At 30.8% G+C, this 26990-nt stretch carries 30 protein-coding genes, 6 tRNA genes, 1 rRNA gene and 1 riboswitch; of the genes, 7 read left to right on the top strand and 30 right to left on the bottom strand.

Going from position 1 to position 26990, the window contains the following annotated elements:
* Positions 1-83: 83 nt before the first annotated feature.
* The 3 genes from metK to B5G32_RS04375 all read right to left on the bottom strand — a co-directional run bounded on the left by metK (position 84) and on the right by B5G32_RS04375 (position 1910).
* Positions 84-1226, bottom strand: coding sequence for a methionine adenosyltransferase (gene metK / locus B5G32_RS04380; protein WP_087304096.1), 1143 nt, complete (start codon positions 1224-1226; stop codon positions 84-86).
* A 54-nt stretch (positions 1227-1280) separates the two neighbouring features.
* Positions 1281-1392, bottom strand: a riboswitch (SAM riboswitch).
* A 6-nt stretch (positions 1393-1398) separates the two neighbouring features.
* Positions 1399-1521 (bottom strand): flagellar transcriptional regulator FlhC, encoded by a 123-nt coding sequence (locus B5G32_RS14100; protein WP_224759512.1) that lies wholly within the window; start codon positions 1519-1521, stop codon positions 1399-1401.
* 164 nt (positions 1522-1685) lie between these two features.
* Complete coding sequence (locus tag B5G32_RS04375; protein ID WP_087243082.1) at positions 1686-1910, bottom strand: NifU family protein; 225 nt, start codon at positions 1908-1910, stop codon at positions 1686-1688.
* A 128-nt stretch (positions 1911-2038) separates the two neighbouring features.
* Between B5G32_RS04375 and B5G32_RS04370 the strand changes: the two genes are divergently transcribed.
* Positions 2039-2413, top strand: coding sequence for a CvfD/Ygs/GSP13 family RNA-binding post-transcriptional regulator (locus B5G32_RS04370; RefSeq protein WP_087243084.1), 375 nt, complete (start codon positions 2039-2041; stop codon positions 2411-2413).
* Positions 2413-3693: a glucose-6-phosphate isomerase gene (locus B5G32_RS04365; RefSeq protein WP_087243086.1), complete on the top strand. Its 1281-nt coding sequence runs from the start codon at positions 2413-2415 to the stop codon at positions 3691-3693. Before B5G32_RS04370 ends, B5G32_RS04365 begins: the two co-directional genes overlap by 1 nt.
* Positions 3694-3787: 94 nt before the next feature.
* Here B5G32_RS04365 and B5G32_RS04360 read toward each other — a convergent pair whose 3' ends face one another.
* From B5G32_RS04360 to B5G32_RS04305, 12 genes are all read right to left on the bottom strand, one after another.
* Entirely contained in the window at positions 3788-4153 is a 366-nt protein-coding gene (locus B5G32_RS04360; RefSeq protein ID WP_087935951.1) for a hypothetical protein, read from the bottom strand.
* A gap of 373 nt (positions 4154-4526) precedes the next feature.
* Positions 4527-4600, bottom strand: a tRNA-Gly gene (locus B5G32_RS04355).
* Between the two features lie 7 nt (positions 4601-4607).
* Positions 4608-4683: transfer RNA gene (locus B5G32_RS04350), tRNA-Lys, on the bottom strand.
* A gap of 3 nt (positions 4684-4686) precedes the next feature.
* A tRNA-Gln gene (locus B5G32_RS04345) sits at positions 4687-4762 on the bottom strand.
* A 7-nt stretch (positions 4763-4769) separates the two neighbouring features.
* A tRNA-Tyr gene (locus B5G32_RS04340) sits at positions 4770-4853 on the bottom strand.
* 5 nt (positions 4854-4858) lie between these two features.
* Positions 4859-4934, bottom strand: a tRNA-Thr gene (locus B5G32_RS04335).
* Positions 4935-4939: 5 nt separating this feature from the next.
* Positions 4940-5015 (bottom strand) — tRNA-Val (locus B5G32_RS04330).
* 103 nt (positions 5016-5118) lie between these two features.
* A complete protein-coding gene (locus B5G32_RS04325; RefSeq protein ID WP_087297072.1) occupies positions 5119-6276 on the bottom strand; it encodes a PucR family transcriptional regulator in 1158 nt (385 codons plus the stop codon).
* 287 nt (positions 6277-6563) lie between these two features.
* On the bottom strand, positions 6564-7223 hold the full coding sequence (locus B5G32_RS04320) for a DUF3784 domain-containing protein (protein WP_087935950.1): 660 nt from the start codon (positions 7221-7223) through the stop codon (positions 6564-6566).
* Between the two features lie 81 nt (positions 7224-7304).
* A complete protein-coding gene (locus B5G32_RS13660) occupies positions 7305-7487 on the bottom strand; it encodes a hypothetical protein (RefSeq protein ID WP_143746587.1) in 183 nt (60 codons plus the stop codon).
* 122 nt (positions 7488-7609) lie between these two features.
* Positions 7610-8251 carry a DUF3887 domain-containing protein gene (locus tag B5G32_RS04310; protein ID WP_158093968.1) on the bottom strand — a complete coding sequence of 214 codons (642 nt, stop codon included), beginning with the start codon at positions 8249-8251 and terminating at the stop codon, positions 7610-7612.
* Positions 8244-8591 carry a PadR family transcriptional regulator gene (locus B5G32_RS04305; protein ID WP_087245637.1) on the bottom strand — a complete coding sequence of 116 codons (348 nt, stop codon included), beginning with the start codon at positions 8589-8591 and terminating at the stop codon, positions 8244-8246. Before B5G32_RS04305 ends, B5G32_RS04310 begins: the two co-directional genes overlap by 8 nt.
* A gap of 121 nt (positions 8592-8712) precedes the next feature.
* Here B5G32_RS04305 and B5G32_RS04300 point away from each other — a divergent pair, with 121 nt between their 5' ends.
* Positions 8713-9351 carry a DUF2371 domain-containing protein gene (locus tag B5G32_RS04300; protein ID WP_087935948.1) on the top strand — a complete coding sequence of 213 codons (639 nt, stop codon included), beginning with the start codon at positions 8713-8715 and terminating at the stop codon, positions 9349-9351.
* 28 nt (positions 9352-9379) lie between these two features.
* Here B5G32_RS04300 and B5G32_RS04295 read toward each other — a convergent pair whose 3' ends face one another.
* From B5G32_RS04295 to B5G32_RS14355, 11 genes are all read right to left on the bottom strand, one after another.
* A complete protein-coding gene (locus tag B5G32_RS04295; RefSeq protein ID WP_224759527.1) occupies positions 9380-10462 on the bottom strand; it encodes a metallophosphoesterase in 1083 nt (360 codons plus the stop codon).
* A gap of 50 nt (positions 10463-10512) precedes the next feature.
* A complete protein-coding gene (locus tag B5G32_RS04290; RefSeq protein WP_087245631.1) occupies positions 10513-11961 on the bottom strand; it encodes a methyltransferase domain-containing protein in 1449 nt (482 codons plus the stop codon).
* A 43-nt stretch (positions 11962-12004) separates the two neighbouring features.
* Positions 12005-12865, bottom strand: a complete 861-nt coding sequence (locus B5G32_RS04285; protein WP_239386189.1) for a hypothetical protein — start codon at positions 12863-12865, stop codon at positions 12005-12007.
* Between the two features lie 14 nt (positions 12866-12879).
* Positions 12880-13533 (bottom strand): sporulation protein YunB, encoded by a 654-nt coding sequence (locus B5G32_RS04280; RefSeq protein WP_087935945.1) that lies wholly within the window; start codon positions 13531-13533, stop codon positions 12880-12882.
* A 51-nt stretch (positions 13534-13584) separates the two neighbouring features.
* Positions 13585-14121, bottom strand: a complete 537-nt coding sequence (locus B5G32_RS04275; RefSeq protein ID WP_087935944.1) for a 5-formyltetrahydrofolate cyclo-ligase — start codon at positions 14119-14121, stop codon at positions 13585-13587.
* Positions 14114-15520, bottom strand: coding sequence for a Fe-S cluster assembly protein SufB (gene sufB, locus B5G32_RS04270; protein ID WP_087297061.1), 1407 nt, complete (start codon positions 15518-15520; stop codon positions 14114-14116). The genes B5G32_RS04275 and sufB overlap by 8 nt, the downstream gene beginning before the upstream one ends.
* A gap of 3 nt (positions 15521-15523) precedes the next feature.
* Entirely contained in the window at positions 15524-15961 is a 438-nt protein-coding gene (gene sufU, locus B5G32_RS04265; RefSeq protein WP_087245621.1) for a Fe-S cluster assembly sulfur transfer protein SufU, read from the bottom strand.
* Complete coding sequence (locus B5G32_RS04260) at positions 15945-17174, bottom strand: aminotransferase class V-fold PLP-dependent enzyme (RefSeq protein WP_087935943.1); 1230 nt, start codon at positions 17172-17174, stop codon at positions 15945-15947. Before B5G32_RS04260 ends, sufU begins: the two co-directional genes overlap by 17 nt.
* Position 17175: 1 nt before the next feature.
* Entirely contained in the window at positions 17176-18102 is a 927-nt protein-coding gene (locus B5G32_RS04255; protein WP_087935942.1) for a SufB/SufD family protein, read from the bottom strand.
* A 4-nt stretch (positions 18103-18106) separates the two neighbouring features.
* Positions 18107-18910 (bottom strand): Fe-S cluster assembly ATPase SufC, encoded by an 804-nt coding sequence (gene sufC, locus B5G32_RS04250; protein WP_087297058.1) that lies wholly within the window; start codon positions 18908-18910, stop codon positions 18107-18109.
* A gap of 142 nt (positions 18911-19052) precedes the next feature.
* A complete protein-coding gene (locus B5G32_RS14355; RefSeq protein ID WP_081652836.1) occupies positions 19053-19130 on the bottom strand; it encodes a YjcZ family sporulation protein in 78 nt (25 codons plus the stop codon).
* A gap of 224 nt (positions 19131-19354) precedes the next feature.
* Here B5G32_RS14355 and B5G32_RS04240 point away from each other — a divergent pair, with 224 nt between their 5' ends.
* The 4 genes from B5G32_RS04240 to B5G32_RS04225 all read left to right on the top strand — a co-directional run bounded on the left by B5G32_RS04240 (position 19355) and on the right by B5G32_RS04225 (position 22752).
* Positions 19355-20332 carry a peptidylprolyl isomerase gene (locus tag B5G32_RS04240; protein WP_087935941.1) on the top strand — a complete coding sequence of 326 codons (978 nt, stop codon included), beginning with the start codon at positions 19355-19357 and terminating at the stop codon, positions 20330-20332.
* Positions 20332-21189: a peptidylprolyl isomerase gene (locus tag B5G32_RS04235; RefSeq protein WP_087935940.1), complete on the top strand. Its 858-nt coding sequence runs from the start codon at positions 20332-20334 to the stop codon at positions 21187-21189. Before B5G32_RS04240 ends, B5G32_RS04235 begins: the two co-directional genes overlap by 1 nt.
* Positions 21190-21242: 53 nt before the next feature.
* A complete protein-coding gene (locus B5G32_RS04230) occupies positions 21243-21647 on the top strand; it encodes an HIT family protein (RefSeq protein ID WP_087245607.1) in 405 nt (134 codons plus the stop codon).
* A 73-nt stretch (positions 21648-21720) separates the two neighbouring features.
* On the top strand, positions 21721-22752 hold the full coding sequence (locus B5G32_RS04225; protein ID WP_087935939.1) for a glycosyltransferase family 4 protein: 1032 nt from the start codon (positions 21721-21723) through the stop codon (positions 22750-22752).
* 24 nt (positions 22753-22776) lie between these two features.
* On the opposite strand, the gene B5G32_RS04220 is transcribed toward B5G32_RS04225, so the two are convergent.
* The 4 genes from B5G32_RS04220 to rrf all read right to left on the bottom strand — a co-directional run.
* Entirely contained in the window at positions 22777-23724 is a 948-nt protein-coding gene (locus B5G32_RS04220; protein ID WP_087245603.1) for a 3'-5' exoribonuclease YhaM family protein, read from the bottom strand.
* On the bottom strand, positions 23717-25702 hold the full coding sequence (locus B5G32_RS04215; RefSeq protein ID WP_087935938.1) for a glycosyltransferase: 1986 nt from the start codon (positions 25700-25702) through the stop codon (positions 23717-23719). Before B5G32_RS04215 ends, B5G32_RS04220 begins: the two co-directional genes overlap by 8 nt.
* A 4-nt stretch (positions 25703-25706) precedes the next feature.
* Positions 25707-26729, bottom strand: coding sequence for a lysylphosphatidylglycerol synthase transmembrane domain-containing protein (locus tag B5G32_RS04210; protein WP_087297120.1), 1023 nt, complete (start codon positions 26727-26729; stop codon positions 25707-25709).
* Between the two features lie 171 nt (positions 26730-26900).
* Positions 26901-26990: ribosomal RNA gene (gene rrf, locus B5G32_RS04205) — 5S ribosomal RNA — on the bottom strand; the annotation flags it as partial.

Here is a 26990-nt window from a genome sequence, read left to right as displayed (position 1 = left end):
TCCTTCGTTAATCTTATTATACCATTTCTGTCATATAAAAAACACTCATTTCGCTCAAAAATTAAAAAAGCCCCGTTAGGAGCTTATAAATATTTTTTTAAACTTTCTACTCGATCTAATTTTTCCCATGGAAGATCAATATCTCCCCTACCAAAATGACCATAGACTGCTGTTTTTTGATAAATAGGTCTAAGCAATTGTAAAGTATCAATAATACCTTGTGGTGTCAAATCAAATTCATTTTCAATAGCCTGTAAAATAACATCTTTTGATACTTTTTCAGTTCCATAAGTTTCGACAAAGACACTTGTTGGCTCTTTGACCCCAATAGCATAAGACAATTGAATTTCAATACGTTCACAAAGTCCGGCTGCCACAATATTTTTAGCCATATATCTTGCCATATAAGCACCACTACGATCAACTTTAGAAGGATCTTTTCCAGAGAAAGCACCTCCACCATGTCTTGCAGAACCACCATAAGTATCAACAATAATTTTACGACCTGTTAGTCCTGTATCGCCATGAGGACCTCCAATGACAAAACGTCCTGTTGGATTAATCAAAACTTTATAATCTGTATTCATGCCATATTTTTTCACAACATCTTGCATAATGACATTTTGAATATAATCCTTAAAAGCTTTTTCATCAAAATCAGGATCATGTTGAATAGACATTAAAATTGTATCAATACGGGGATGCAAAGCATCTGTATAATCAACTGTCACTTGTGATTTCATATCTGGTCTAGCCCATTGGAATTCACCACTATGGCGTTTTTCAGTTGCATAACGTACCAAGTGATGCGCAATAGAAATTGGTAAAGGCATATATCCTTCTGTTTCATTGGAAGCATAGCCAAACATAATCCCCTGATCGCCTGCTCCTCCAACTTCTTTATTCGTTCCTAAAGCAATATCGCTTGACTGTATGCCTATAACATTTTTAATTTCACAATGATGACCATCAATCCCAATCTCATCACTTGTATATCCGATTTGACATAATACATTTCTGGCAATTTGTTCATAATTAACCTGTGCTTGTGTTGTAATTTCACCACCAATGACCAAAAGATTTGTTGTTGTAAAACATTCACATGCTACACGTGAATATGGATCTTCAGCCAAACAGGCATCCAAAATAGCATCACTGATTTGATCACAGACTTTATCAGAATGTCCTTCTGAAACTGATTCAGACGTAAATAAAATTTTCTTCATTTTTTTCCTCCCACTTTTCAATAAAAAAAGCTTTCAAGAGGAAAGCCTTCTTTCCTCTTATTGTTCAAGTCTAATTGTTCAAGTCTAACTTGCTAGGTAAGGCACCTTCTTTATACAAGGGTTGCCACCACTTCATAGATCCTCATCTCGTGGTTCTTAATAAGAGCTTTTATTATTGATATAATTTTTTTAAATCCTCATGACTTAAAGATGTCATAGCTTCAATTAATTCCATGTCTAATCCTAAGTCATAAAGAATTGATGCAATTTTTAATTGTTCTTGTTTTCTGTTCATTCTTATCACCAATCTTATTTTAACCGTAATAAGTAGACATTATTCTACAAAACAAGACTTTCTAAGTATATAAGAATATTTGTTATAAATCAAGTGATATTATCACATAATATAATTATAATATATTTTTCGTCGTTTTTTTCTCAAATTTTTCTCAATTTTTATTAAATAGCCTGAACTTCTAAAACTCCTGGAACTTCTTCAATTAAAATCTGTTCGACACCATCTTTTAAAGTTGCATCCAACATCATACATCCAGCACAGGCACCATGCATTTGTACATAAACAATTCCATCTTCAAATTTTACAAATTCAATGTCTCCACCATCTCTTTGTAAATAAGGTCTTAATTTATGTATCACTTTTTTAATTTCTGCTTCTTGATCCATGATTTCAGCCTCCTCTATAAATCTTTCTTATTATACCACAATTTTTTAAGAATAAAAGTCCAATGCTTTGATTTCACTTTCCACAAATATGACTTTATGCTATAATGAGTATGATTGGAGGGATGTCAATGGAGCATCGTGTCAAAACTGGTGATATTATTGATGTAACCATTACGGGAATTCAACCTTATGGTGCATTTGCATCTTTACCCGATCAATCTTCTGGTTTAATTCATATCTCTGAAATATCTGATAAATTCGTTAGAAATGTAGAAAATTTTGTACATGTTGGCGAAGTCATTCGTGTAAAAGTGATTGATATTGATCATACAACACATCAAGCCAAGCTTTCTTTAAAAGCTGTTCATATGGCGAAAAGAAAATACAAAAGAGCTTATAAAAACCAGAGAGAAAAGATACAAGAAACACCTTTAGGATTTTATCCATTAAAAGAAAAATTGCCTGAGTGGATAACTCTAGGCGTAATCAAGGAGGAAGAATGATGATTAAAGTTGATTTATCAAAAGCAAAATTAACTGAAAGTATGGACTCATACAAAGAACAAGTTGCTCAAATTCATGATATGATCCATAACAAAACTGGACAAGGAAGTGACTTCTTAGGATGGGTTGACTTACCTGTAAACTATGATAAAGATGAAGTTGAAGCTATTAAAGCAAAAGTTAATGAATTAAAAGATGAAATTGATGTTTTATTAGTATGTGGTATTGGTGGTTCTTATTTAGGTGCAAGAGCTGCCATTGAAGCCTTAAATGGTTTATACCCTACTCATTCTGTGCAAATTATTTATATTGGAAATACATTCTCTTCTAACTACTTATCTCAAGTCAAAGAATATGTAAAAGATAAAGAATTCGCAATTAATGTTATTTCTAAATCTGGAACAACAACTGAAACTTCTATTGCATTTAGAATCTTTAAAGAATTACTAGAATCAACAAAAGGTAAAGAAGTTGCAAGAAAGAGAATTGTTGCAACTACTGATAAAGAAAAAGGAGCATTAAAAACTTTAGCTACTAACGAAGGATATACAACATTTGTTGTCCCTGATGATGTTGGTGGACGTTATTCTGTTTTAACTGCTGTTGGTTTATTCCCTATCGCTATGGCCGGTATTGATATTGATGCTATGATGAAAGGTGCTGCTGATGCAAGAGAAGAATACAGCAATCCTGACTTAGACAAAAACAGTGCTTATCAATATGGTGTTGCAAGACAAATGTTATCAAAACAAGGTTATCCTGCCGAAATGTTTGTGACTTATGAATTACAGTTAGCACAAACTGCTGAATGGTGGAAACAATTATTCGGTGAATCAGAAGGAAAAGAAGGAAAAGGAATCTTACCTACAAGTGCAACTTTCTCAACTGATTTACATTCACTTGGACAATTTATTCAAGAAGGAAGCAAAGTTTTATATGAAACTATTTTAAAAATTGCAAATCCAATTTCTGATTTAGAAATTCCTAGTGATCCTGATAACTTAGATAACTTAAACTATCTTGCAGGAAAAACTGTTGATTATGTTAATAAAAAAGCATGTGAAGGAACAATTGATGCCCATGTCAACACTGGAAATGTTCCTAACATTCAAATTACACTTGATGAATTAACTCCATACTCATTTGGATACATGGTATACTTCTTTGAAAAAGCTTGTGCTTTATCAGTATACTTATTAGGTGTCAATCCATTCAATCAACCAGGTGTTGAAGTTTATAAGAAAAATATGTTTAAATTACTTGGTAAGCCAGGTGTATAGAAGTGAGCGATCACTTCTTTTTTTATTCCTATCATTTCACAATAAAAAATGTTCTCTTTGAAAAGAGAACAAAAATTAATAAATAGATCACACCTTAGTTATTATTTTGATATATGACAGTATACTCATCAGGTTCATCTAAATGATATTGCCTTATCTCTTTAATATGCTTGTCTGAGTTGTCAATTGTGTATTGATATCCTGAAGATTCCCCTGATAATAACGAAAAATATGCTTCAATTCTATAAATACCATCATCTATTTCTTCTAGCTCAGCCTTCTTAAAATAACCTACCGAAGTTCCTGAACTCATCTCTATGACAATATTTTCATTGGAAACTTCGACGTTATTTTGATTTACCGCAACCATATAAGTCGTTTGCTGGTCTATAAAAACAAGAACCACTATAAAAACCAATAGACAAACTATAAAACATATTATTTTTTTTGATTTTAACATTGACCATCCCACCTTTCTTTTCAATTATCATTTTACTTCCAGTTCTATTGGTTTACATCTTAATGACTTTTCTAATATCATTTTATCAAAATATAACAATCATCTCCAGAATTACATAAGATAAAACTTCATTTTACATAAAAACATAACAACAATCAAACAATTAAAATCATTAAGGATACCTTAACATTTATTAATATGACTTTTATACAAATGAAATAATCTATTAGAAAACTATAAATTTAATAGATTAACTTGTTTTTCAATTAAGTCTTTTTACATCCATACTTTTTATAAATAAAAAAGATACCAAACAGAATTGTATAATTTTGCTTGATATCTCATATTTCATAAAAGTTTGTGTTCATTCAATTGGAGCGGGTGATGGGAATCGAACCCACGTAGTCAGCTTGGAAGGCTGAAGTTCTACCATTGAACTACACCCGCAAAAGAATGGTGACCCGCAGGCGACTCGAACGCCTGACCCTCTGATTAAAAGTCAGATGCTCTACCTACTGAGCTAGCGGGTCAAATGGCTGGGATAGCTGGATTCGAACCAGCGCAATGACAGAGTCAAAGTCTGTTGCCTTACCGCTTGGCTATATCCCAACAGAAATGGTGGGGAGGGGCGGATTCGAACCACCGAACCGAAAGGAACTGAGTTACAGTCAGCCGCGTTTAGCCACTTCGCTACCTCCCCGTATATGGTGCCGGCTAAAGGACTTGAACCCTCAACCTACTGATTACAAGTCAGTTGCTCTACCAATTGAGCTAAGCCGGCATAAATGGTGGAGGTTAACGGGCTCGAACCGCTGACCCTCTGCTTGTAAGGCAGATGCTCTCCCAACTGAGCTAAACCTCCAATTTCTAGTGCCCTCTTATAATAGCATACGACTATGAACACGTCAAGAAAAAAATGAAAATAAAAAAGAAACAGAAATTATGTCTCATTTTTCTGTTTTCTTCTATTTCATCATTTTAGCAATATAAAAGGCTATCATATAAGGAAATTTTTCTTCAAAAGTTGCAAGTTCACAATTTAAAAGTGTTTTTATTTTTTCAATACGATAATGAACAGTATTACGATGCGTATATGTTGATCTCGCAATTTTTTGTGGACTTCCATCATATTTCAAATAATAATATAATGTTTTTTCTAATTCACTATTATGTTTTTGATCATATTGAATCAATGTATCTAATAAATGATGATACATATCAGATAATATTTTTTGATCCTGTATAGAAAATAAAATCTGATAAATACCCATATCATCAAAACAAATAATATTTTTTTGAAACATTCTGGCAAATGTTACTGCTGATAAAGCGCGTTGATAACTTAAATTCAATTCTCTGATATCTTTTAATTGTGTACCCATTCCAATATGCAAAGCAGATACTCTCATTCTATTTTTAGCACGATGATACATGGACTCCACTAGTTGATAAAAGACCTTTTGAGATAAATTATTCACAATCAGCACATAATATCCATCATACCAAAAAAAGCTATAGGGACACTCTATTTTTTCAAAATAGAGCTGTAATTGTAAAGATAATCTTCTTCTTTCAATTTCACTATACTGACTGGCATCCTCAATATCTATCAACAAAACCTGAAAATCTCCATCTACATCAAAACTACGCATTAATTCATTCCTATTTTCTTCAATAGTGCGTGGATCACTAAAAATATTTTGAAAATACTGTGTAACCAAATAATCCTCTTTTTGCGAAAACAAACAACGCATACAAAAATCTTTAATCAGGTCAACCATATGAATATGCCATGGTGAAATTAACAGCGGAAAATCATTGTTTTCACAATAATCAAGAACATCTTGAGGAACATCAAAAATATACTTTCCAGTATTAATAATAAGCCCGACACTATGATACTTAACCAAATATTCTACAAGGTTTAAAAGTGCTCCTTCTTTTTGAAATCCTAAACCACTTGTCACAATCAATTCTTTTCCCCACAATTGTTGAATTGTCGTTGTATCTTCAATAAGGTGAACCCAGCTCATAGCATTGGCACACCCTTTTTGTCCACATAATAGTGTAAGCTGATATAATTCTTTGGTTTCATTCAATGCATCTTCTATTGTAAATCCCATCATCTCACCTACTTTCTTTTATTATACTCTTCTTTTGTGCAATATGCACAAAAATCAATCATCATATTTAGATTCTCAGACCCTTTTCTTTTACATAAAAAATCATATAATAAAAGTGTAAAAAATGATCTATTATCAAAGGAGGGTCTTTTCATGAATGTTTCTTATAATTATTTCTTATTAGCTCACAATTATGAAATTTGTCCTTCTTGGATAAAATGTGAGCATTACTTCAACTGTGCTAGTTTTTCAAAATTATTCCCTTTTTCAAAATTTCATCTATTTAACTAGCCAAAAAAAGCAACGTGAGATAACGTTGCTTTTTTATATGAACTTAATTGATTATAAATATTTTGAGTCTGTTTTTCATTTTCTCCACTCACAACAAAAATTTCATTTTCTGTATAAATAATAACATAATGTGAACTATGCGTGTATGCATAAAGATGATAATTCCCAAATTCATCATTATAATATCTACCCGCTTCAACAACTGCATTATTGATACCATTTTTCTTACGACCAATATCAAAATCATCACAATATTCTACTTTTAAAATATCATCATAATCAATTTTTAAAGATGATACAAAAGTTCCTGATAGTTGAACATAGTCATCATTATATTCTATATCAATATCCCCTATAAACATAACACCCATAATAAAAGCTCCCAAAATAACAGTAATCAATACCCCTATTCCTATAGACATTTTCATTTTCTTTTGATTACGCTCTACACTGGCATACTCACTGCCAACAAAAATAATCGCCATTCCAACAATAAAAGTTCCTATCATTATATATAGTCCTATATCTTTTAGCATAAACAAAGAAAACAAGCCACAAGTCATAACAAGAAAACCTAATCCTACAATACGACATAATTTCTTTTCATTATACTTTGCTTTTTCTTTTTCACTAGCAGTGTTATAACCAGCAATCAAAAAACGATCCTTTTCCCATTAATAATAAGATGGATATTATTAAAAATATGATAGATATCACAAGTCCCATTCTATCGCCTCCTAAAAGATACCATGATTATACTTCAATTGAGCATAAAGCATGATTCCAACACCCGCTATTATGCCAATAACTATGAATATTTCACCCAACACAAATAAACGTAATAAACGAGCTAAAAGATTCATCAAACAACCCAAACCACATATCAACATACCTACTCCCATTGTCTTTGAATATGACATCAGATTCTCTTGTTTTATTTTTCTTTTATGATAACTATGAACCAACGAAACATTACCTTTAAAGTGTGCATATGCAAAAACAAAGCATGTGATTGACATTAACAGATAACTTATATTCTCCATCATTTCATATATAACCCCATTAATTCATAATTTTCATTAAAAGTTATTGTGTATGTTACACTACGCTGTTCATATAATGCAACAACTTCTCCCACAACACAAATATCATTGTTTTGTTTAATTTCTGTATATCTCTGACTTGTTATACGTTGATAATCTCCCAAATCTCCTAACGATAAAATTGATTCCTTGAGAAGACTTTCTGACATGGATTCTTTCATTTTTTCATCACAATTTTCAAGTATAGCTTGTATGTCAAGATGTGATATATCTAAAATTGTTTCTTCCATATGCTGTTCAACTGTTTTTTGATCAAATAATCCAGATGTTCCTAATGTCTGATACTCAGGAATAAGAGAACGTACCAATAAATAGACACCTAAAATCAATACAGCGACAACACCCATAATAATGCCAATTATTTTTTTATAAGAACGACGTGTTTTCACACCCATGTTTTCATTAAATTCATGAGCCAATTCTTTTGGTGTCCCCATTCTTTGAATGATTTCTTCAAATGATTCACCATTTTTTAATGCCATTTCAATGTCATTTTCTAAATCCAATTTAATTTTTTTCTTTTGTTGTTGAGAACAATTTAATAATCTGATAACTTTTTTTATATATTTTTCTTTATTCATATTCATTCTCCTCTAATATCTCATTAACAACCATTGAAAAATTCTTCCATAATTGTTTCAATGCTTTGAGCTGTTCTTTCCCTTTATCTGTCAAGCAATAATATTTACGTGATAATTCTTTATTTTGTGGTGGCGTCCATTGACTTTCAACCAATTCATCATCCTCTAAACGATATAAAATAGGATAGAGTGTTCCTTCTTTCATTTCAAACATACCATGACTTTTTTCTTTCATATACATAATCATCTGATAGCCATACATCCTTTCTTGTGAAAGAAGCTGTAAAACCAAAATTTCTAAAATTCCTTTTTTTAATTGTCTTTCATATCTTTCATTCATTCAATCAGCTCTTTTCTATTTAGTATTACTAAATATATTTTAATACATAATTAACTATCATACAATATAAAGTTAATATAAAAGTCATAGAAAATGTTCATACTATACACAGGTGATAAAAATGGTAAAAAAATTTACATTTGATGATGAAGATGATGACTTTGCATACGATAATGATTTAAAAGAGCAAAACAATGATTATCATGATGATCTTAATAGTGATCTTCATAATGATTTTGATGAACATCTTCATGACACTTCTCATGAAGATCCAAAAGAAACTGAATATATCAACTCTCATTCAACACAAAATAAACCTGTTTCTAAAAAACAAAAACCAAGAGCCAAAGTTAAGAAAAAAACAAAAAAGAAAACTAAACATCATACAAAAGTCATTAAAGAAAAAAAGAAACATTCGTTTCTTTCAAAATTCTTTTTATTCCTATTTATTATCGTTATTATAATAGCATTATGTCTTGCTGGTTATGTTGGCTATCAATATTACATGAAACAACAAAATGAAATCGAACAATTACAACAACAGATTCAAGAACAATCTTCACAAAATCAACAACCTTCACAAGACCAACAATCTCAACAAGATATTCAAAATCAAGATCAGGAAGAGAATTCTCAAGAAGACAATCAGGTTCCAGAAGATACCACACCATCTCAAGATTCTGTACAAGAAGAAACTGATGACACCAATCAAGATATACCTAATGAAAATCATTCATCAACACAAAATACAGCACCATAAAAACCAGTTATCCAAGGATAGCTGGTTTTTATGATTGACTTTGAATATTTATAATCAGATACTCTGATTGAGAGCCTGTACGCAACGGATATCCCCATCCTGCAATACCTGAAGATACAACAACTTGCATGTGTGATAATTGACGATAGCCATAATTCATTTCACCAAATCCAAGCCATTCACTCAAGATGCCAACAGGAAACATTTGTCCACCATGTGTATGACCTGAAACTTGTAAATCAATTTGTAATTGATTGTTTGTATCCAGTTCCACAGGCTGATGATCCATCAACAACAAAAAATCATCCGAGGAAACATTCTGTAATAAGTCTGAAGTTGAAACACGCTGATGACTACGATCATCTCGTCCAATCAATGTGATTTCATCCTGAATACGGATACTATCATCACATAATATATGGATATTATTTTGTTCAATGGTCTGTTTTAATATTTCAGGCGTAAAAGCAGGTTGACTTGCATATAATGCCTGATCATGATTTCCATAAACATAATAAATACCGTATTGATTTTGAATGGTTGATAAAGCCTGGAAAGTTTGCTGCATTTGCTGCAAAGTTGTTCGTTCATCAACAATATCTCCACCTAATAAGACAAAATCAGGATTTTCTTTTGAAATGTCATTACAATATTGTATCAATTCATTTTTATTCATAGTATTAGGAAAATGCAAATCACTTATAAATGCAACCTTATAATTTTGTGAAAGCTGTTTTTGTGTTTCAATCGTATATTGAACAGCATGAACATCTTTCATATTTATATATCCATATCCTAATAATATGCATACACATAACAGCGGAATGAGTCCTAAACGATAAATAGAATCAAGTATATGATTACTTTTCTTTTTATGTATCAACCACATAATCATATCAGTTAATAATGAAAAAGCAAATAAATGCAAAACAATAACTGCCCAAAAGCTAAAAAAGTTACGTGCAGGATAAACAAAAAGAACAGCTATCAAAAAACAAATGATAGATATAAAAATATTCTTTTGTGGATAAAAAAAGGAAATGATTCTTTGAAAATAAAAAGCAAAATAAATAACGACAGGAATCAAAAGCAATGAAAGTAAAGCAAACATGAACGACACACCTCCAAACTAGAAAAATGGAAAATAACCTACATTGTAGGTTATTTTAACTGCATAATAAAGAAATAAAACATATTTTTTCCTCGAGGAATTTCATAATGTTCGACAAGCGTTAAATATCCCTCTTGAAGTCTTAAATTCTTTCTAACTAAGGAAATTTCACTTGTGTAAAGAAAAACATATCCTTTAGGTTTAACTAAACGATGAATACGCTCAAAGAAGCGATCATAAAGTTCCTGCAGTTGCTGATAATCATTCATTTGTGGTAATGTTGGCATATCTGTAATGATCTCGTCAAACATTTCATTATTCACAAAACGTAATGCATCCTTATGCACAAAATAGATATTCTGTCCAGCAGCTTTGCTGTTCTTTCTGGCAGCCTCAATACCTTTACCAAAAACATCAATTCCCATCGCAAACTTTGCAGGAACGACATAATTTCTTTCTATCAATAATGTCCCACATCCAACAAATGGATCTAAAACTTTTCCATGGTCTTTCATATATGGTTTTGCAAGTTGAACAAGTGTTGCAGCAATATAAGGCTGCATAGAATTAGAAATGATTTCTCGACGATATTCAAAACGAGAACTTTTCAAATGTGTCAAACGCAAATAAGCATTAACCTTATCTTTTTTCATTTCTTTTAAAACAATTTCAATATCATAACCATCTGTTGTATTCAACAAGCGTTGTGGATATAGTTCAAATATAGCTTGTGAAACTTTTTTAATAAGAGTTGGATGTTTTTCTCTTGTTTCATCAGCCACTCTAAAATAAAAAATAGACTGATCATCATAAAGTTTATCTAAAATATCTTCTAAATGACATCGTTGAAAACCAGCCATAATGCTTTCTAAATCAATATTTAATCCAGTAGCACCAGACAAAGGAATCAACATATCACGATATGTTCTAATATTCAATAAATCATATAATGAATCACTACGAACCAATACACCTTGTGTAACAGGTTTGTATTTTAAATGCAACACAGATTCAAATAAGACAAACTGATAGTATGGCAATGATGTTAATACCACATCAACAGGTTCATGTTTTAATTTAATAATTTTACGTTTATGTACCTGATTTTTTAAAATCAGGGGATTTAATATCTTTAATTGGGCTTGAATATGTTTTGTCATTTCAGAAGCATGAATGAGCTTATTTTGAATCTCTTTGAGTCTGTTCATATAGCTACGACAATTATGACAAGATATACCTGCTAAATAAGCTTCTTTGACATATTCTGTTTTTTCTTTATCATAAGCATCTAATAATATATCAACCGTATCATCATACTTTCCTAATAATATGGCGCTATTTTTTCGAATCTTAGGATCTTCATGAGATAAGAATTCAATTAATGTCTGTTTGAATTGCTGATCTTTTTGAAGCAAAGAATCACATTGTTCTAATGATTTCAAACGAATCAATGACTCTCTTATATGTTCATTCTTTTTTATACTATTTATCAAATCCATACATACAACCCTCTCAATTAACTGTGCAATATTATACCATATTTTAACGATTTATCCAACTTATTTTGGGTAGAGTCACATAAAAAGATAAAATATGAAAAATTTGATAGTACATTTCTCGCTCCTGTTTCATCTGTTGATAAAAAGATGATGTCATTTTTTCATCAAGGTTTCCACAAAGCAGACAGTGAAAAAAGTGAGCTGGATATAACATTCTGGCATAAAAATAAATAATTTCATAAACATCAAAATAATGCGATTCTAACAGTTGCTGGAGCTGTGAAAACGTCAACATCTGACTTTTCATTAAACAGGCAAGATGTCGCATACGGGTTGAAAAAATATATGAACATGGATTGATCAGTTCATAAATATATTGAAAACCTGGTTGTGATAATGATAAAGATACTGGCAAAGTCGCCTGATTATCAATCTGTAATAAATAATTAAGAATATTAATACTATTCTCAGCTAATCCACAATAATAATAGATTAATGATAAAATATCCTGGTCATGTTTAAAACTATAAGCATAATCTTTTGCCTTTTCTCTGGCCTGGTCTATTTTACAAATCCATTGTTCTTTAATGTGTTGAACCTTCATTTTAGGAAATGGATAAACCATCATCGTTTGTTGAATATATCGTTCTATTGATAATGGTTCTTTATGATAAAGCAACAACACATAGTTTTGAGTCAAAAGTTCCTGATAAATATTTTTAACTATATCATAACCTTGTACACCACACTGATGCATTAAATAGCGATAATAATGATATCGATTTAAAAATTCATGAGGATCTGGAATATAGGATAAATAATAAAGTTGTTTCTCTATATAAAAGTAGCCCGTTGAATGAAGATGACAATCCATATGATAATACATCTTTAAAAAATCTTGCATAAACATTCTTCTTTCTATGATGAATAAACCAAAGGAACTTGTCCTTGAAAAATCTCTAATAAAATGGGAATAGAAATAACTTGTGTATGATATTGTTCAAAGAACGGATAAACCATCGCAATATTCATTCTAATTTCAATGGATAATTCTATCATGACATGATTCACACCATAATTTTCAATGTTTTTAACTATTGAACTTCCTACACTGGAAAGATGTTTATAATTGACAGGTATGCTAGGCAGTAAGAAAAAAGATGGTAAATGGAATAATGTATTCAATGATATAGAAGCTATAATTCCGGTCTGACTGACTTCTTCCACCCTTTTTTGATATGCACTTTCATCCTTTGCCTGATAACTTCCATCTTCAATTTGAGCATATGTTTTTTCAATATCTAAAACGATTTGTGATGCTAACTGATTAACTTTAATCATATCAAAATCTATCAATTCAATTTCATTATTTTCATTTCTTTCAATAATAACCAAATCATCATATTGGTTTTGATCAGTCATATAACAATGCGAAATAATAAGCTGATTGAAACGTTCAATTTCCATCTTTCCATAATCTTTTAATAAAGGAATAAGCTGAATATAAATGATTCCTAAAGTCACTGTTAAAAAGATACATATACAAGTGGCAATGATTATCCATTTTTTCATCATATTTCACCAAAATATTATATGTTTCTAAAAACAAAAAATGTCATATGACTATGACACTTCATGAATAATTTCATTTAATGGCTGATCAAATTCATCATAATCAATATGATCAACATATTGAAAAGAATAAGCCAAACCTATCTTATAACCTTGAAATTTTTTTTGAAAATAACGATCATAATAACCTTTTCCATATCCAACACGATAGTTATCCTGATCGTAAGCAAGTAATGGAACAAGCATGCAATCAATCTCTTGTGGGCATATTTTAACACAATTGAATGGTTCTAAGACATGAAAACATCCTTCCTGTAAATCATTGAAAGAATGGATTTCATAAAATTCCATTTCATTTCCAATAACTTTAGGAACACAAATTCGTTTTTCAGTCAAAAGTTTTTCAATCATGTTAAAGGTATCAACTTCACCTGGTAAAGATACATAACAACCAATGATTTTGGCTTCTTGAATGAGAGGATGGGATAATACTTTTGACAAGATATTTTGATTATATAAAGAAAACGTCTTTGGCGATAAAGCCTGACGTTTTTCTTTCATGATAGAACGCAACTTTTGTTTATCCAATGCTGTTTTCTCCCATATCTAATTTAATGAGCTGATTTAACTCTACAGCATATTCCATTGGTAATTCTCTAGAGAATGGTTCAATAAATCCCATGACAATCATTTCTGTAGCCTGCTCTTTTGTCAATCCACGACTCATTAAATAGAAAAGCTGATCTTCTGAAACTTTTGATACTGTTGCTTCATGTTCAATAATGGATTCGTTATTCATCATCATATTTGTTGGAACAGTATCACTCGTTGATTTGTCGTCTAAAATTAAAGTATCACATTCAACCTTACTTTTAGCATTTGTCGCATTCTTTTGATGTCTCACTAATCCACGATAATTAACTTTTCCACCATTGCGTGAAATGGATTTAGAAATAATCTGACTTGATGTATTTGGTGCCAAATGAATCATTTTAGCACCTGAATCTAAAATCTGATGACTATCAGCCACAGCAATTGTAATACATGTTCCTTTAGCCCCTTCACCAGCGAGTATACAAGTTGGATATTTCATAGTCACAGCTGAACCAATATTTCCATCAACCCATTCCATTGAGCCATTTTTAGCGACTTTAGCTCGTTGTGTGACTAAATTATAAATATTTTTAGACCAGTTTTGAATCGTTGTATAACGACATTTTGCTCCTTCTAAAACAACAATCTCAACAACTCCTGCATGTAAGGAATCTTTAGAATAAGATGGTGCTGTACATCCTTCTACATAATGGATATCTGAACCTTTATCTACTATAATCAAAGTTCTTTCAAACTGAGCCATTCTTTCACTATTAATTCTAAAATATGACTGTAAAGGCTTATCAAGTTTAACTCCTGGTGGAACATATATAAATGAACCTCCAGACCATACAGCTCCATTCAAAGCAGAAAACTTGTTATCATTATAAGGAATGACAGTATCAAAATATTTCTTAAAGATTTCAGGATATTCTCTTAATCCACTATCAATATCTAAGAAAATAACACCTTTTTCTTTAACTTCTTCTAACATATTATGATAAACAACTTCTGATTCATATTGTGCTGAAGCCCCAGCTAGAAACTTTTGTTCAGCTTCTGGAATTCCTAATTTATTAAATGTATTTTTGATTGTTTCTGGAACCTCATCCCACTTATCTGATAAATGATCACTTGGTCGATTATAATATGTATATTCATCAAAATTCATCTGACTCAAGTCAACACCCCATGTTGGCATTGGTTTTTCCAAGAAACATTTTAAAGATTTTAAACGATATTCTAACATCCACTCTGGTTCATTTTTTATAGCAGAAATTTCTCTGACAATATCTTCATTTAAACCTTTAGGTGTTTTAAAAACAGAAACATCTTCATCTTTAAAATCATAATCAGTATTCGTTGTAGGAATATCAATATCTATTGTTGCCATGATTTATTCCTCACTTTCTTTCATTAATGCAATAAGACCACTCCATCCAAGTGTAGCACATTTAATACGATTTGCCTGTTTATGTGTATTTTGAAAAGCAATAGCCTCTTCCAAAATATCAGGATCATAATCCTTTTCATAAATCATATTCATATAATTATCAATAATTTTTTGTGCTTCATCTTTGGTTTTTCCTTTAACCAACTCACTCATAATAGAAGTCGAAGACGTACAGATGGCACATGCTTCTCCATCATAACGAACATCTTCAATCTTATCACCATCAAACTTCACCTGAATATCTAAATTATCAATACAGGTTTCTGAATTCATATTAATTTTATGGTAAGAATCATCATCAACAAGGCCACGATTACGTGGGTGTTCATAATGATCCATAATAATTTCTCTCAATAATTGAGGATCATTTAAAGAATGCATCTAAAAAGTCATCTCCTTTTTTACATACTTCAATAAAAGCATCTATCTCTTCTTTAGTATTATAAAAATAAAATGAAGCGCGTAAAGTTGTTGAAACTTTTAAAAATTCATCTAAGATTTTAGCACAATGCTGTCCAGCCCTTATAGCAATTCCATAACTGTTAAATAAACTGGCTGCATCTTGTGAAAAGACACCCTTAATGTTAAAAGCTATAGCACCCTGTGAATCTGGATTATAAATATCAACATTATCTAATTGTTGCATTTTTTCAATGCAATATTTTCTCAGTTCCAATTCATAACGATGAATATTATCCATGCCAATACCCATCAAATATTGAATAGCTGCGCCTAAACCAATAGCCCCTTCAATATGAGGTGTTCCAGCTTCAAAACGATATGGAGGATTTTTTAATGTCACAACGCCACAACTATTATAACGTGAATTTGATCCTCCACCTAATCGTGTTGGTTGCATATTTTTTAAAAGCTCATATTTACCATATAGCACCCCAATACCTGTGGGTCCACACATTTTATGTCCTGAAAATGCTAAAAAATCAATATCCGTTTTTTGTACATCTGTCACCTGATGGGGAACACTTTGAGCTCCATCCACGACTACAACAATACCGCGTTCATGGGCGAAATCACATATTTCCTGCATCGGTGCCTGATATCCCAATACATTTGTAACTTGAGCTACTGCAATGACTTTCGTTTTATCAGTCACAGCCTTTTTCACATTTTCTAAAGTTAATCGTCCTGTTTCATCTAAATCAATATAATGCACAACAGCACCAGTTATACGAGCTACATCAAACCATGGTAAAGTATTAGAAGCATGTTCAGCAACTGTGATTAAAATTTCATCTTCTTGTTGAAGATGAGTCAATCCATAACCATATGCAACCATATTCAATGAATCTGTGGAACCTGAAGTAAAAACAATTTCTTCTTTTCTTTTTGCATTGATAAATTGTTGAACAATTTCTCGACTTTTTTCATAGTGCTCATCTACCTCGTGAGATAGATCATAATCACCACGATGGGCGTTACCAGAGTAATTTGTTAAATAATCGCAAACACTGTCAATAACAATCTGTGGTTTTAATGTTGTTGCGCCATTGTCTAAATAAATCAATGGATGTCCTTGCATCGTTTTTCCATTTAACATAGGAAAATCTTTTCTTACCTGATATACATCAAACATTTCAGGCACCTACCTTTGATAAAGACTGTTCAAAATGTTTTTTAATCATGTCATTATCAATAACCTCTACAACAGGCATTAAATAACCATAAGTAATCAATTGCATGGCCTGTTTTTTTGTTAAACCTCTACTTTGTAAGTAATAAAGATGTTCTTCATCCATTTTTCCTACTGCTGCTGCATGAGAAGCCTGAACATCATAATCATCAATATACAAATAAGGATTTGCACATGCATAGCAAGATTCATCAAACATCATAATTTTATTTGTCTGATGTGCAGAAGACCCATGTTGTCCTTTGGTAATCGTTCCAATACCATCAATAACCAATCGTCCTTTATCTTTCACAACACCATAATTATCCATCTGACCATAAGTCATAGGTTGATTATGTTGAATTAAAATTTCATAATGTTTATTTTCCTGATTCTTAGAAAGAATTGCCGTTCTGACTTTTGCGTTGGCTTCTGGTCCATCTAAATAAAAATGATAACAACCTTCAAATGCATCATCTGACAGTTCTGAATAACCATACTGACAGTTAGCATATGCCTGTAAATAAACATCTTCCAGACTCTTGGCAGACTCTGATAAATTTTCACTGAAAGCATGAACAGTAGCTCCTTCATCCAGTTTCATTGTTTTATGTAACGTACAATTTGATGAAAGAACTCTGATTTCAATCAGATTCACCTGACAATAAGCCTGAAAATGGATATCAATATGTAAATCTTCATCTCCTGCATAAATCATATAAAAAGTGAGTGGCTTTTTATTTTGAAACATTAAAACACCATCTTGAAACAATACATCTTGAGGCAAGCGGGTTTCAATAGATGATTGTGATGAAAGAATCATATAGTAAGATAGCTGATCTTGCTGAAGATCAATAATGGGCTTAATCTTTGATAATAATTGTGCTTGCATTCTTTTATTGTCCTTTTTTACCACAAGCTTCTAATATAATAGGTTGTCTTTCGTTTTGTTCGATATCATAACCTAATTCTTTTACCCATTCATATCCTTCTTGATCAATCTTTTCAACCAATTCATATCCTCCACTCATAACGATTTGTCCTTGAACAAGAACGTGAACATGTGTTGGTTTTACCAATTCAAACATTCTTTCATAATGAGAAACCATAATACATCCAAACTCATCACTACGCATTGAATTGATAGCTCCAGCAACGACTCTTAAAGCATCAACATCTAAACCAGAATCTATTTCATCTAACAATGCAAAACGTGGCTGTAAAAGCTTCATTTGCAAAATTTCATTACGTTTCTTTTCTCCACCTGAAAATCCTTCATTTAAATAACGATGAGCTAAGTTTTCATCCATTCCTAATTCTTCAATGTTTTTATCTAATGTTCTAATAAATTTAAATAAAGATATTGGTTCATCTCTTTTAGCATTTATCGCTGCTCTTAAAAAATCAGAATTTGTTATACCAGGGATTTCCTGAGGATACTGCATTCCTAAAAACAATCCAGCTCTAGCACGTTCATCAACACTCATAGCTAAAACATCCTGTCCATCAAGTGTGATTTTTCCTTGTGTTACCGTATATTTAGGATGCCCCATAATAGTAGAAAGTAAAGTTGACTTTCCATTTCCATTTGGTCCCATAATCGCATGAACTTCACCAGTGTTTATTTCTAGATTTAATCCTTTCAGGATTTCTTTTTCTCCTACTTCAACATGTAAATTTTCTATTTTTAAAGTCGACATAAAATCGCCCCTTTCGAAGATATATTTTACGTAAAATGCCTGTTCAGTCAAGCAATACGATAATTAAATTTATTATATCCCATTTTTGAAAAAAACTTTCTAAAAAAAGACAGCAGATTGATTTTGCTGTCTTATCACTGCGTTAGCAGATTCCACAAATAATAACCAATAAAATAAATAAAACTAAAATGAGTGTAAAAGACCCTTGATGTGCTAACATATCCATTCCCCCTTTATATTGATTAAAAATAAGATGATTAATAAAATAAATAAAGCTATCGTAATCTCACTATGAAAACAATTCGAATTTTCTACCATCATGATTCCTCCTATACACACTATATATTATGGTAAAATCATCGTAAATTTTGTGTTCTTGCCTACAAAAGTTGAAAAAATCTAAAGATTGTGTATAATAATATTGTTTATACTAAGGAGGTTCTTATGAAACAAAAAAAGCTTATAAGTTTGGCACTTGCAAGCATTCTATTACTCAGTGGTTGTAGTTCAAAAACAGTCCAGAAAGATGGTAAAGATGTTGTTGCTTCAATTGATGATGTCAGTCTTCTAGCTGATGATTTATATCAGGATTTAGCTTCATCTACTCAAGGTAAGCAAGCTTTATTTTCGTATGTATTAGACCAGCTTATTCGTAATAATTTTCCAGCCAACGATGACATGGAAGAAAATGCTGATGAAATTGTTGAAAACATTGAAACAAACTATCAAAATCAATATGGAGATAGCGCTGAAGAAGAATTACAAAGCGCTTTAGAAGCATCAGGTGTAGAAGATTTAGATGAATATAGAGATTCTTTGATTCAATCTTTACAATATGCAGAATTCTTGAAAGATTATATTAATGATCATTTTGATGAAGTCTTTGAAGATTATTATCAACAAGCTTCTCCTCGTATGGTTCATATCATTAAAGTATCTATGAGCGATCCAAAAAATCCAACTAATGAAGAAAATGATAAATTAAAGGAAGTTCAGTCTTTATTAAAATCAAATAAAAGTTTTGAAGATATCGCCTATGATTATTCTGATGATGAAAATACAAAAAGCGCAAAAGGAAGTCTTGGTATTATTGATGCTAATACGGATTTATCAAGTACCTATGGTGAAGAAGTGCAGACTGCTGCCAGAACACTAAAAGAAGGAGAAGTCAGTGAAGCTATTCAGGGATCAGATGGAGTTTATTTTGTAAAATGTACAAGTACTGATCAAGAATCAATTAAAAAAGAATTAAAAACTGTTGATGTTGATTCACCATTATTAACTTATGATGATTATATGGTTTATCTTGCTTTTAACACATATGAAATCAATTACCATGATGATACAATTAAACAGACTATTCAAGATATTGTTGATGAGAATTTAGATATTCGCAATGATTTAAGAAAGGAGAACTCATAATGAAAAAACTAATCATGTTGTTATTATGCGGTAGTTTATTGTATGGTTGTTCTTCTTCAAGTTATAGTGTTCAAGTTTCTGATGCTCAAGATTCACTTATGAGCGGAAGTCAATTAGATATTACAAAACAAGATTATTTTGAATATTTATTAGATAATTATGGTGCTCAAGAAATTGTCACAACTATTCTTGATAATATTGCTGATAAAGAAATGACTGATCAAAAAGAAATTGATAAACTCGTGCAACAAAGAGAAGATGAATATGCAGAATATGCTGATGGAGATTTAGAAAAATATGCTCAGAATCTTGGTTATGAATCAAAAGAAGATTATTTAAATGAATCTTTGATTCCTGAAGTTAAACAAGAATTATTACGTCAAAAATATATTGAAGAACATTTAGATGATTTAATTGCAGAATATCAGGTTTGCAGCATGAAAAAAATTGTTGTAGAAAAAGAATCTGAAGCGCTAGAAATCATTGAAAAATCAACTGATGAAAAAGCTTTTGATCAATTATTAGAAGATTATGGCAGTGATGGTGAAGATGCAGGCGTTGTCACAAAAAATTCTTCTTTAGACGATAATTTAAAAGATAAATTATCTGATCTTAATAAAGTAGAAAAAGATGGTGTTTACAGTCAAGCTATTAAATTAAGTGATGATAATTATGCTGTTGTTTATCTATATGATACTGCTCATAAAAATACGGATGGCATCGTTTCAGCACTTGCTAGTGATGGAGAGGTTCAAGAAAAAGCCGAAGGAGCTTATTTAAAGAAATATCATTTTGAAGTTCACGATGATTTATTAAAAAAAGAAATTAAAGAGATTTCTGATAATTATTTGGAATAAGGCTTTTCCTTATTCCTTTTTTATTGTAAAATGAAATATAGGAGGTATGAAAAATGGATAACTGTATTTTTTGTAAGATTGCCAATCATGAAATTCCTGGTAAAATTATCTATGAAGATGATATTTGTATGGCTTTCCTTGATTTAAGCCAAACAACTGATGGACATACACTTGTTATTCCTAAAAATCATTATGCTCACATTTTAGAAGTTGACAGCCAAACTTTAGCACATATGATGGAAGTTGTTCAAAAGGTCGCATTACAGCTTCAAAATCAGCTTCATGCAAAAGGTTTTAATATAATAACAAATATGAATGAAGTTGCAGGTCAAACTGTACATCATTTTCATATTCATATTATTCCACGTTACAATCGCGATGATGGTTTTCAAGCTCACTATCAAGATCGCAGCCAAGATGTGAATTTAGATGATATTTATCAAAAAATAACAAAATAAGAGAAACAAGAGTTTGATAACTCTTGTTTTGTGTTTTTATATTGAGTAGAAAATTATCAAAAAGGAGAAGATTATGCATAAAATAAGAATTAATATGTTATCGAATGCTGATAAAGTTCGTGGTCAAGGTGTGGGGAGTGCTTATCTTGAACAAGTTGCTTTAGTTAAAAACGAGTTAAGTGATTATTTTGATGTTGTGATTAATGATTCCAAACCTGCCGATATTATCCATTGTCATACAATTTTACCTCAGTATCTCATGAAAATGAAAAGAAACAAAGGTATTAATGTTGCTTATGTTCATTTCTTACCAGATACATTAGATGGAAGTATCCAATTACCTCATTCAGCTTTAACAGTATTCAAAAAATACATTACTCATTTTTATAATACTGCTGATTATCTGATTGTTGTTAATCCTATCTTTATAAAGGATTTGGTACGTTTTGGAATTGATGAACATAAAATTAAATATATTCCTAATTTTGTATCTAAAGAAACTTTCTATAAACAGGAAAAAGAACATATTCAACAAACGAGATCTCAATATCATATTGATGAAAATGCTTTTGTTGTATTAGGAGTTGGACAAGTTCAAACACGAAAAGGTGTCAAAGATTTTATTGAAGTTGCTAAAAAATTACCTGATATAACTTTCGTTTGGGCCGGTGGATTTTCTTTTGGAAAAATTACTGATGGTTATGAAGAACTCAAGGAAATATATGAAAACCCACCTCATAATGTTCATTTTATCGGTATCGTTCCTCGTAAATCAATGAATGACATCTATAATATGGCTGATATACTATTTATGCCCTCATATAACGAACTTTTTCCAATGTCTATCCTAGAAGCCATTAATAGTCAAAAACCGCTTCTATTAAGAAATTTAGAGCTTTATCAAGATATTTTATTTCAAAAATATCTTGTTGCTGATGACAACGAAGGATTTATCAAAAATATTTTAAAACTGAAAAATGATCCTCAGTTCTATTCTCAATATCAAAACTATTCATATGAAATCAGCCAATATTATTCTAAAGAACATGTTAAAGAAATGTGGAAAGAATTTTATCTCGATATTGCTAAAAAAAAGAATTTATAAGTGATTAAACTTATAAATTCTTTTTTATTCATACATTTTTGGTTTATAAATCGTTCTATTCTCTAATGAAAAAATACGTTTTGAAGTTTCTCCAGATTCCAATGTATCTAAAGCTTTATTAAACATATTCATTCTGGCATCCATATTATCAATCATATGCAACATTTCTGCTTCTCTAATTTGTGGAAGTACTGGTGAACCATACTCATTTTTTCCATGATGAGATAAGATCATATGTTGTAATAATGTGACTTCTTCACCTTCAATATGAAGCTCCTGTGCTGCAGCATAAACCATGGATTGCGCAATAGAGATATGTCCTAACATCTGTCCTTCAAATGTATAACTTGGAACAACTGGTCCACTTAATTCAACTGTTTTTCCAATGTCATGAAGCAAAATACCAGAATATAACAAATCAGCATTTAATTCAGGATAAACATTCATTAAAGCATCAGCTACTCTTAACATAGACAATGTGTGAAAAGCTAAACCAGATACAAATTCGTGATGATTTTTACTGGCAGCAGGATAAACTTTAAGTTTTTCAAAATTATTTTCAAAAAGATGTTTCGTTAAAACATATAATTTTGTATTAGAAATACGCTGAATATATTGTTTTAATTCTTTCATCATCATTTCACTATCCATTGGTGCCTTAACCAAAAACTGAATTTGTTGTGAACGTTGATATGAAACATCATCAATAGATATAAGCTTCATTTGACGATCATCGCTATATTTAATAATATCACCTTTTGCTCTTACAACAGCTCCTGTTTTTAAAGATTCAATATGTTCCTGACTGGCATTCCATAACTTGGCATCAATTGTCCCAGTATCATCTTGAAAAACAATACTCAAGTAATTACTTTTATGAGCACCATTTGTTTTTCCTAAAGTGACATGTGAAATCATTGCTGTAAATTCCACATTATCGTCACCACATTTCATATCTTTAATTTTAATCATTTGTGTCCTCCCATAATTGTTGAATAATTTCCATAACATCATCATATTCATAGCCTTTTTGAACTAAAAAAGTAATAATTTTACTTTTAAGAATATGAGATTGATATCTATTTTTATAACGATTATATACACGATAATATTCTTTTGTCAGTAAATTCATAGTATGTTCTTTAGGTATTGAAAAATCAAAATTTTCAATGGCTCTTTCTACTACATCTTGTGAAAAACCTTTATTAAATAATTTATTTCTAATATTTTGTATTAATGCGTATTGTGGTCTTGTGGTATTTTCATTATAAAGTTTTTGTACCAACTCCACAGCTTTGTCATATTCCAAATCTTGGGAATATTCTTCCAAATACTCATCAATGATAAATGGTGAAACACCTTCTTTTTTGAGATGATAAATAATTTTGTTCATTCCCATTCCCAATCGTTTTGCCTTTTGAAAATAGTTTCTAGTGTATTCAGCATCATCAATGAGATTTTTTTGCATCAATAAATCCATTGTCATCTCTACTTGAATATCATCAAAATCTCCTTTATCCATAAGTTTCTTTTGCATTTTCGCATAAGTATAATCTTTATATGTTAAATACTTTAATGCCAATTTATAAGCTTTAGAAACTTGTTCCTGATCTTTTAAAGCATCTAGTTCTTCTCTATCTACAACTTGTCCAACAGATAAGCCATAACGTTCAATAACCTGTCCAGATAGACTCAATAGAATTTGATGATGATCAAATTGAAATGCAACAGTGTATAGATGATTATTTTCAGGAGTAATAGAAACAACTTTATAACAATAATGATGTTTTGCTAATGCCTGTTCATATGTACGTAGAATATGCTGATAAAAATTCTCACTACTATATTTTTGTGCATCGTTTCTCGCACAAGTAGAAAGTTGTGTTAAATCAGAATGATACATATGAATAATTTTCTCAACTAAATCTTGTTGGTCTTTAAAGAAATAACCATTATGACCATCGACAATAACACCATCCAGATTTTTGTCATATCTTGCTAAAACAGGTAACCCACTAGCCATAGCCTCAATAAAAGTCAGCCCCTGTGTTTCCGTTAGTGATGCCGAAACAAATAATTGTGCTGCATGATAAAACGAAGGGACATACTCACTCTCTTTTGGTCCTGTAAAGAATATATGACTTTCTAATCCTTTTTGATGAACCAAAGTTTTTAATTCTTCAAGTTGTGGCCCACCGCCAACAATCATAAGACATATCTTATCTTCTTTTTTCACAATATCAGACATTGCATCTATTAAAATTTCAATACTTTTCTCAGGAGCAATTCTACCTAAAAAAATAACAACAAACTTATCCTGTAAATGATATTCCTGCAAAATCTGATTCACTAAACCTTGATTTTTATTTTCTAATGCAAATGCCTCTAGTTCCAAACCAGTTGGAATCACATGAATAGAATTAGAAATACCATATTTTCTCAATGCATCAGCTGTCTTTTGTGAAGGTACAATAAGCTCAGAACAGCTATTTCCATATATCTTAGAAATTTTTTCAATAATTTTTTTAGCCGCCTGATCCACAGCTTTTAAATTCCCAGGCGTAATATAATGAGAATAATCAGCCCACATTGTATGATAAGTATAACAAACTGGAATGTTTAAAATTTCACCAGCTATCTTCCCAAAAATACCTATCCCAAATTCTGTCTGAATATGAATAATATCAGGCTGGAATTCTTTTAATTCTTTCATACCTTTAAAAGAATAGATATTGGATGCACGATAACCATATAATTTTTTTAAATCAATACCAGGCAAACGTAATACTCCATCATCCTCATCAATATAATCACTATTATGAGGTAATATTGTTGTCACAACTAAAACATGATGCCCATGTTTTTTTAATTCTTTTTTTAGAATATGTGTAGATGTCGCTACACCATTAATATCGGGTAAATAAGTATCACTAAATAAAGCTATATTCATAAAATTACTCCAATCTCGTTCGATTTATTTCTTTATCAAGAGAAAAAACTAATGCTCCTATAATAAGTCCCATATAATATGACATAAAGCGCCATAAGAACATAGAAGAAGACACACCTACTGGTCCTAAAAAACTAAATAGTAAAAGATAAACACCTTCACTACCACCACTTGATCCAGGAATAGGTAAAAATGCATTAATTAAATATATGCATGAACAAAGTCCAATAAAATCAAAAAAATCATAAAATGATACATCTAAATTTAATGCCTTTGCACTAAAAAAAGGCATACTGTAAATAATAGTTAACTTAATAACATTACAAATACAAGAACGTATTAAAACTGGTTTATTACGTTGTAAAAGTCCTAATTGATTACGAAAATCAGATAAATATGTTTTAACTTTAAAACATGTCGATTCATAATCTTTAATAATACGAATTTTAGTTAAAAATTTAAGAATAGTATGTGTTAGAAAATTCTGTAAAGTTTTAGATTTAGCACCACCAAACAAAGCCGCAATCACAACAAAATTAATTAAGAATCCTAGCACAACCAAACTAAATATAGCAGGACGTTCTATAAAATACTGATATTTAAATATTAACACAATACCCGTATAAATAACAAGTACACTCTGATAACAAATAAAACACATCAATAAAATACTTGCAGAATACGTAGGGGCAATCCCTTGTTTATTAAAAATATACACTTGAGCAAATTGTCCACCACTTGCAAATGGTGTTATTCCATTAAAAAAAGTTCCACTAATAGCATTTATAAAAGATTGTTTATAAGTATAATCCTTTTTATAAAATCTACCAAAATATAACAATGAAAAAGCATCGAAAATATAATATAAAAACATGACAATAGCCATTGCTATAATCCAAGAAATCTTAGCATGTGCAAAAGCATCAACAACTTGTTTCCATTGATTTCCTATAGATAAATAAATAACTGTTCCACCAATCAGAAGAATAACAGCAATATTTAAAAGATATTTTTTCTTTCCTTTCATCATAGGCACTCATAATAATTGTAAACAATTATTAAATCCTCCCTTCTTAATCAATCTAAAACAATATTATATCAAAGAATAAAGGATATCTTTCCTATAATCATTTTACTACAAAAGGAAAGATAAGTGAATAAAAAAAGGGAGGGAATAGAATGACTATTCCCTCACATGGACTGGCAGCGTGCTATTTTCGCAGTTGCCTACTATCTTCGCCGCTGTGATGCTTAACTTCTGTGTTCGGCATGGGTACAGGTGTTTCCA

The organism is Massilimicrobiota sp. An80 (assembly GCF_002159255.1).
Classification (GTDB): Bacteria; Bacillota_I; Bacilli_A; order Erysipelotrichales; family Coprobacillaceae; genus Allocoprobacillus; species Allocoprobacillus merdigallinarum.
This window is presented reverse-complemented; position numbering and strand designations above follow the sequence as displayed.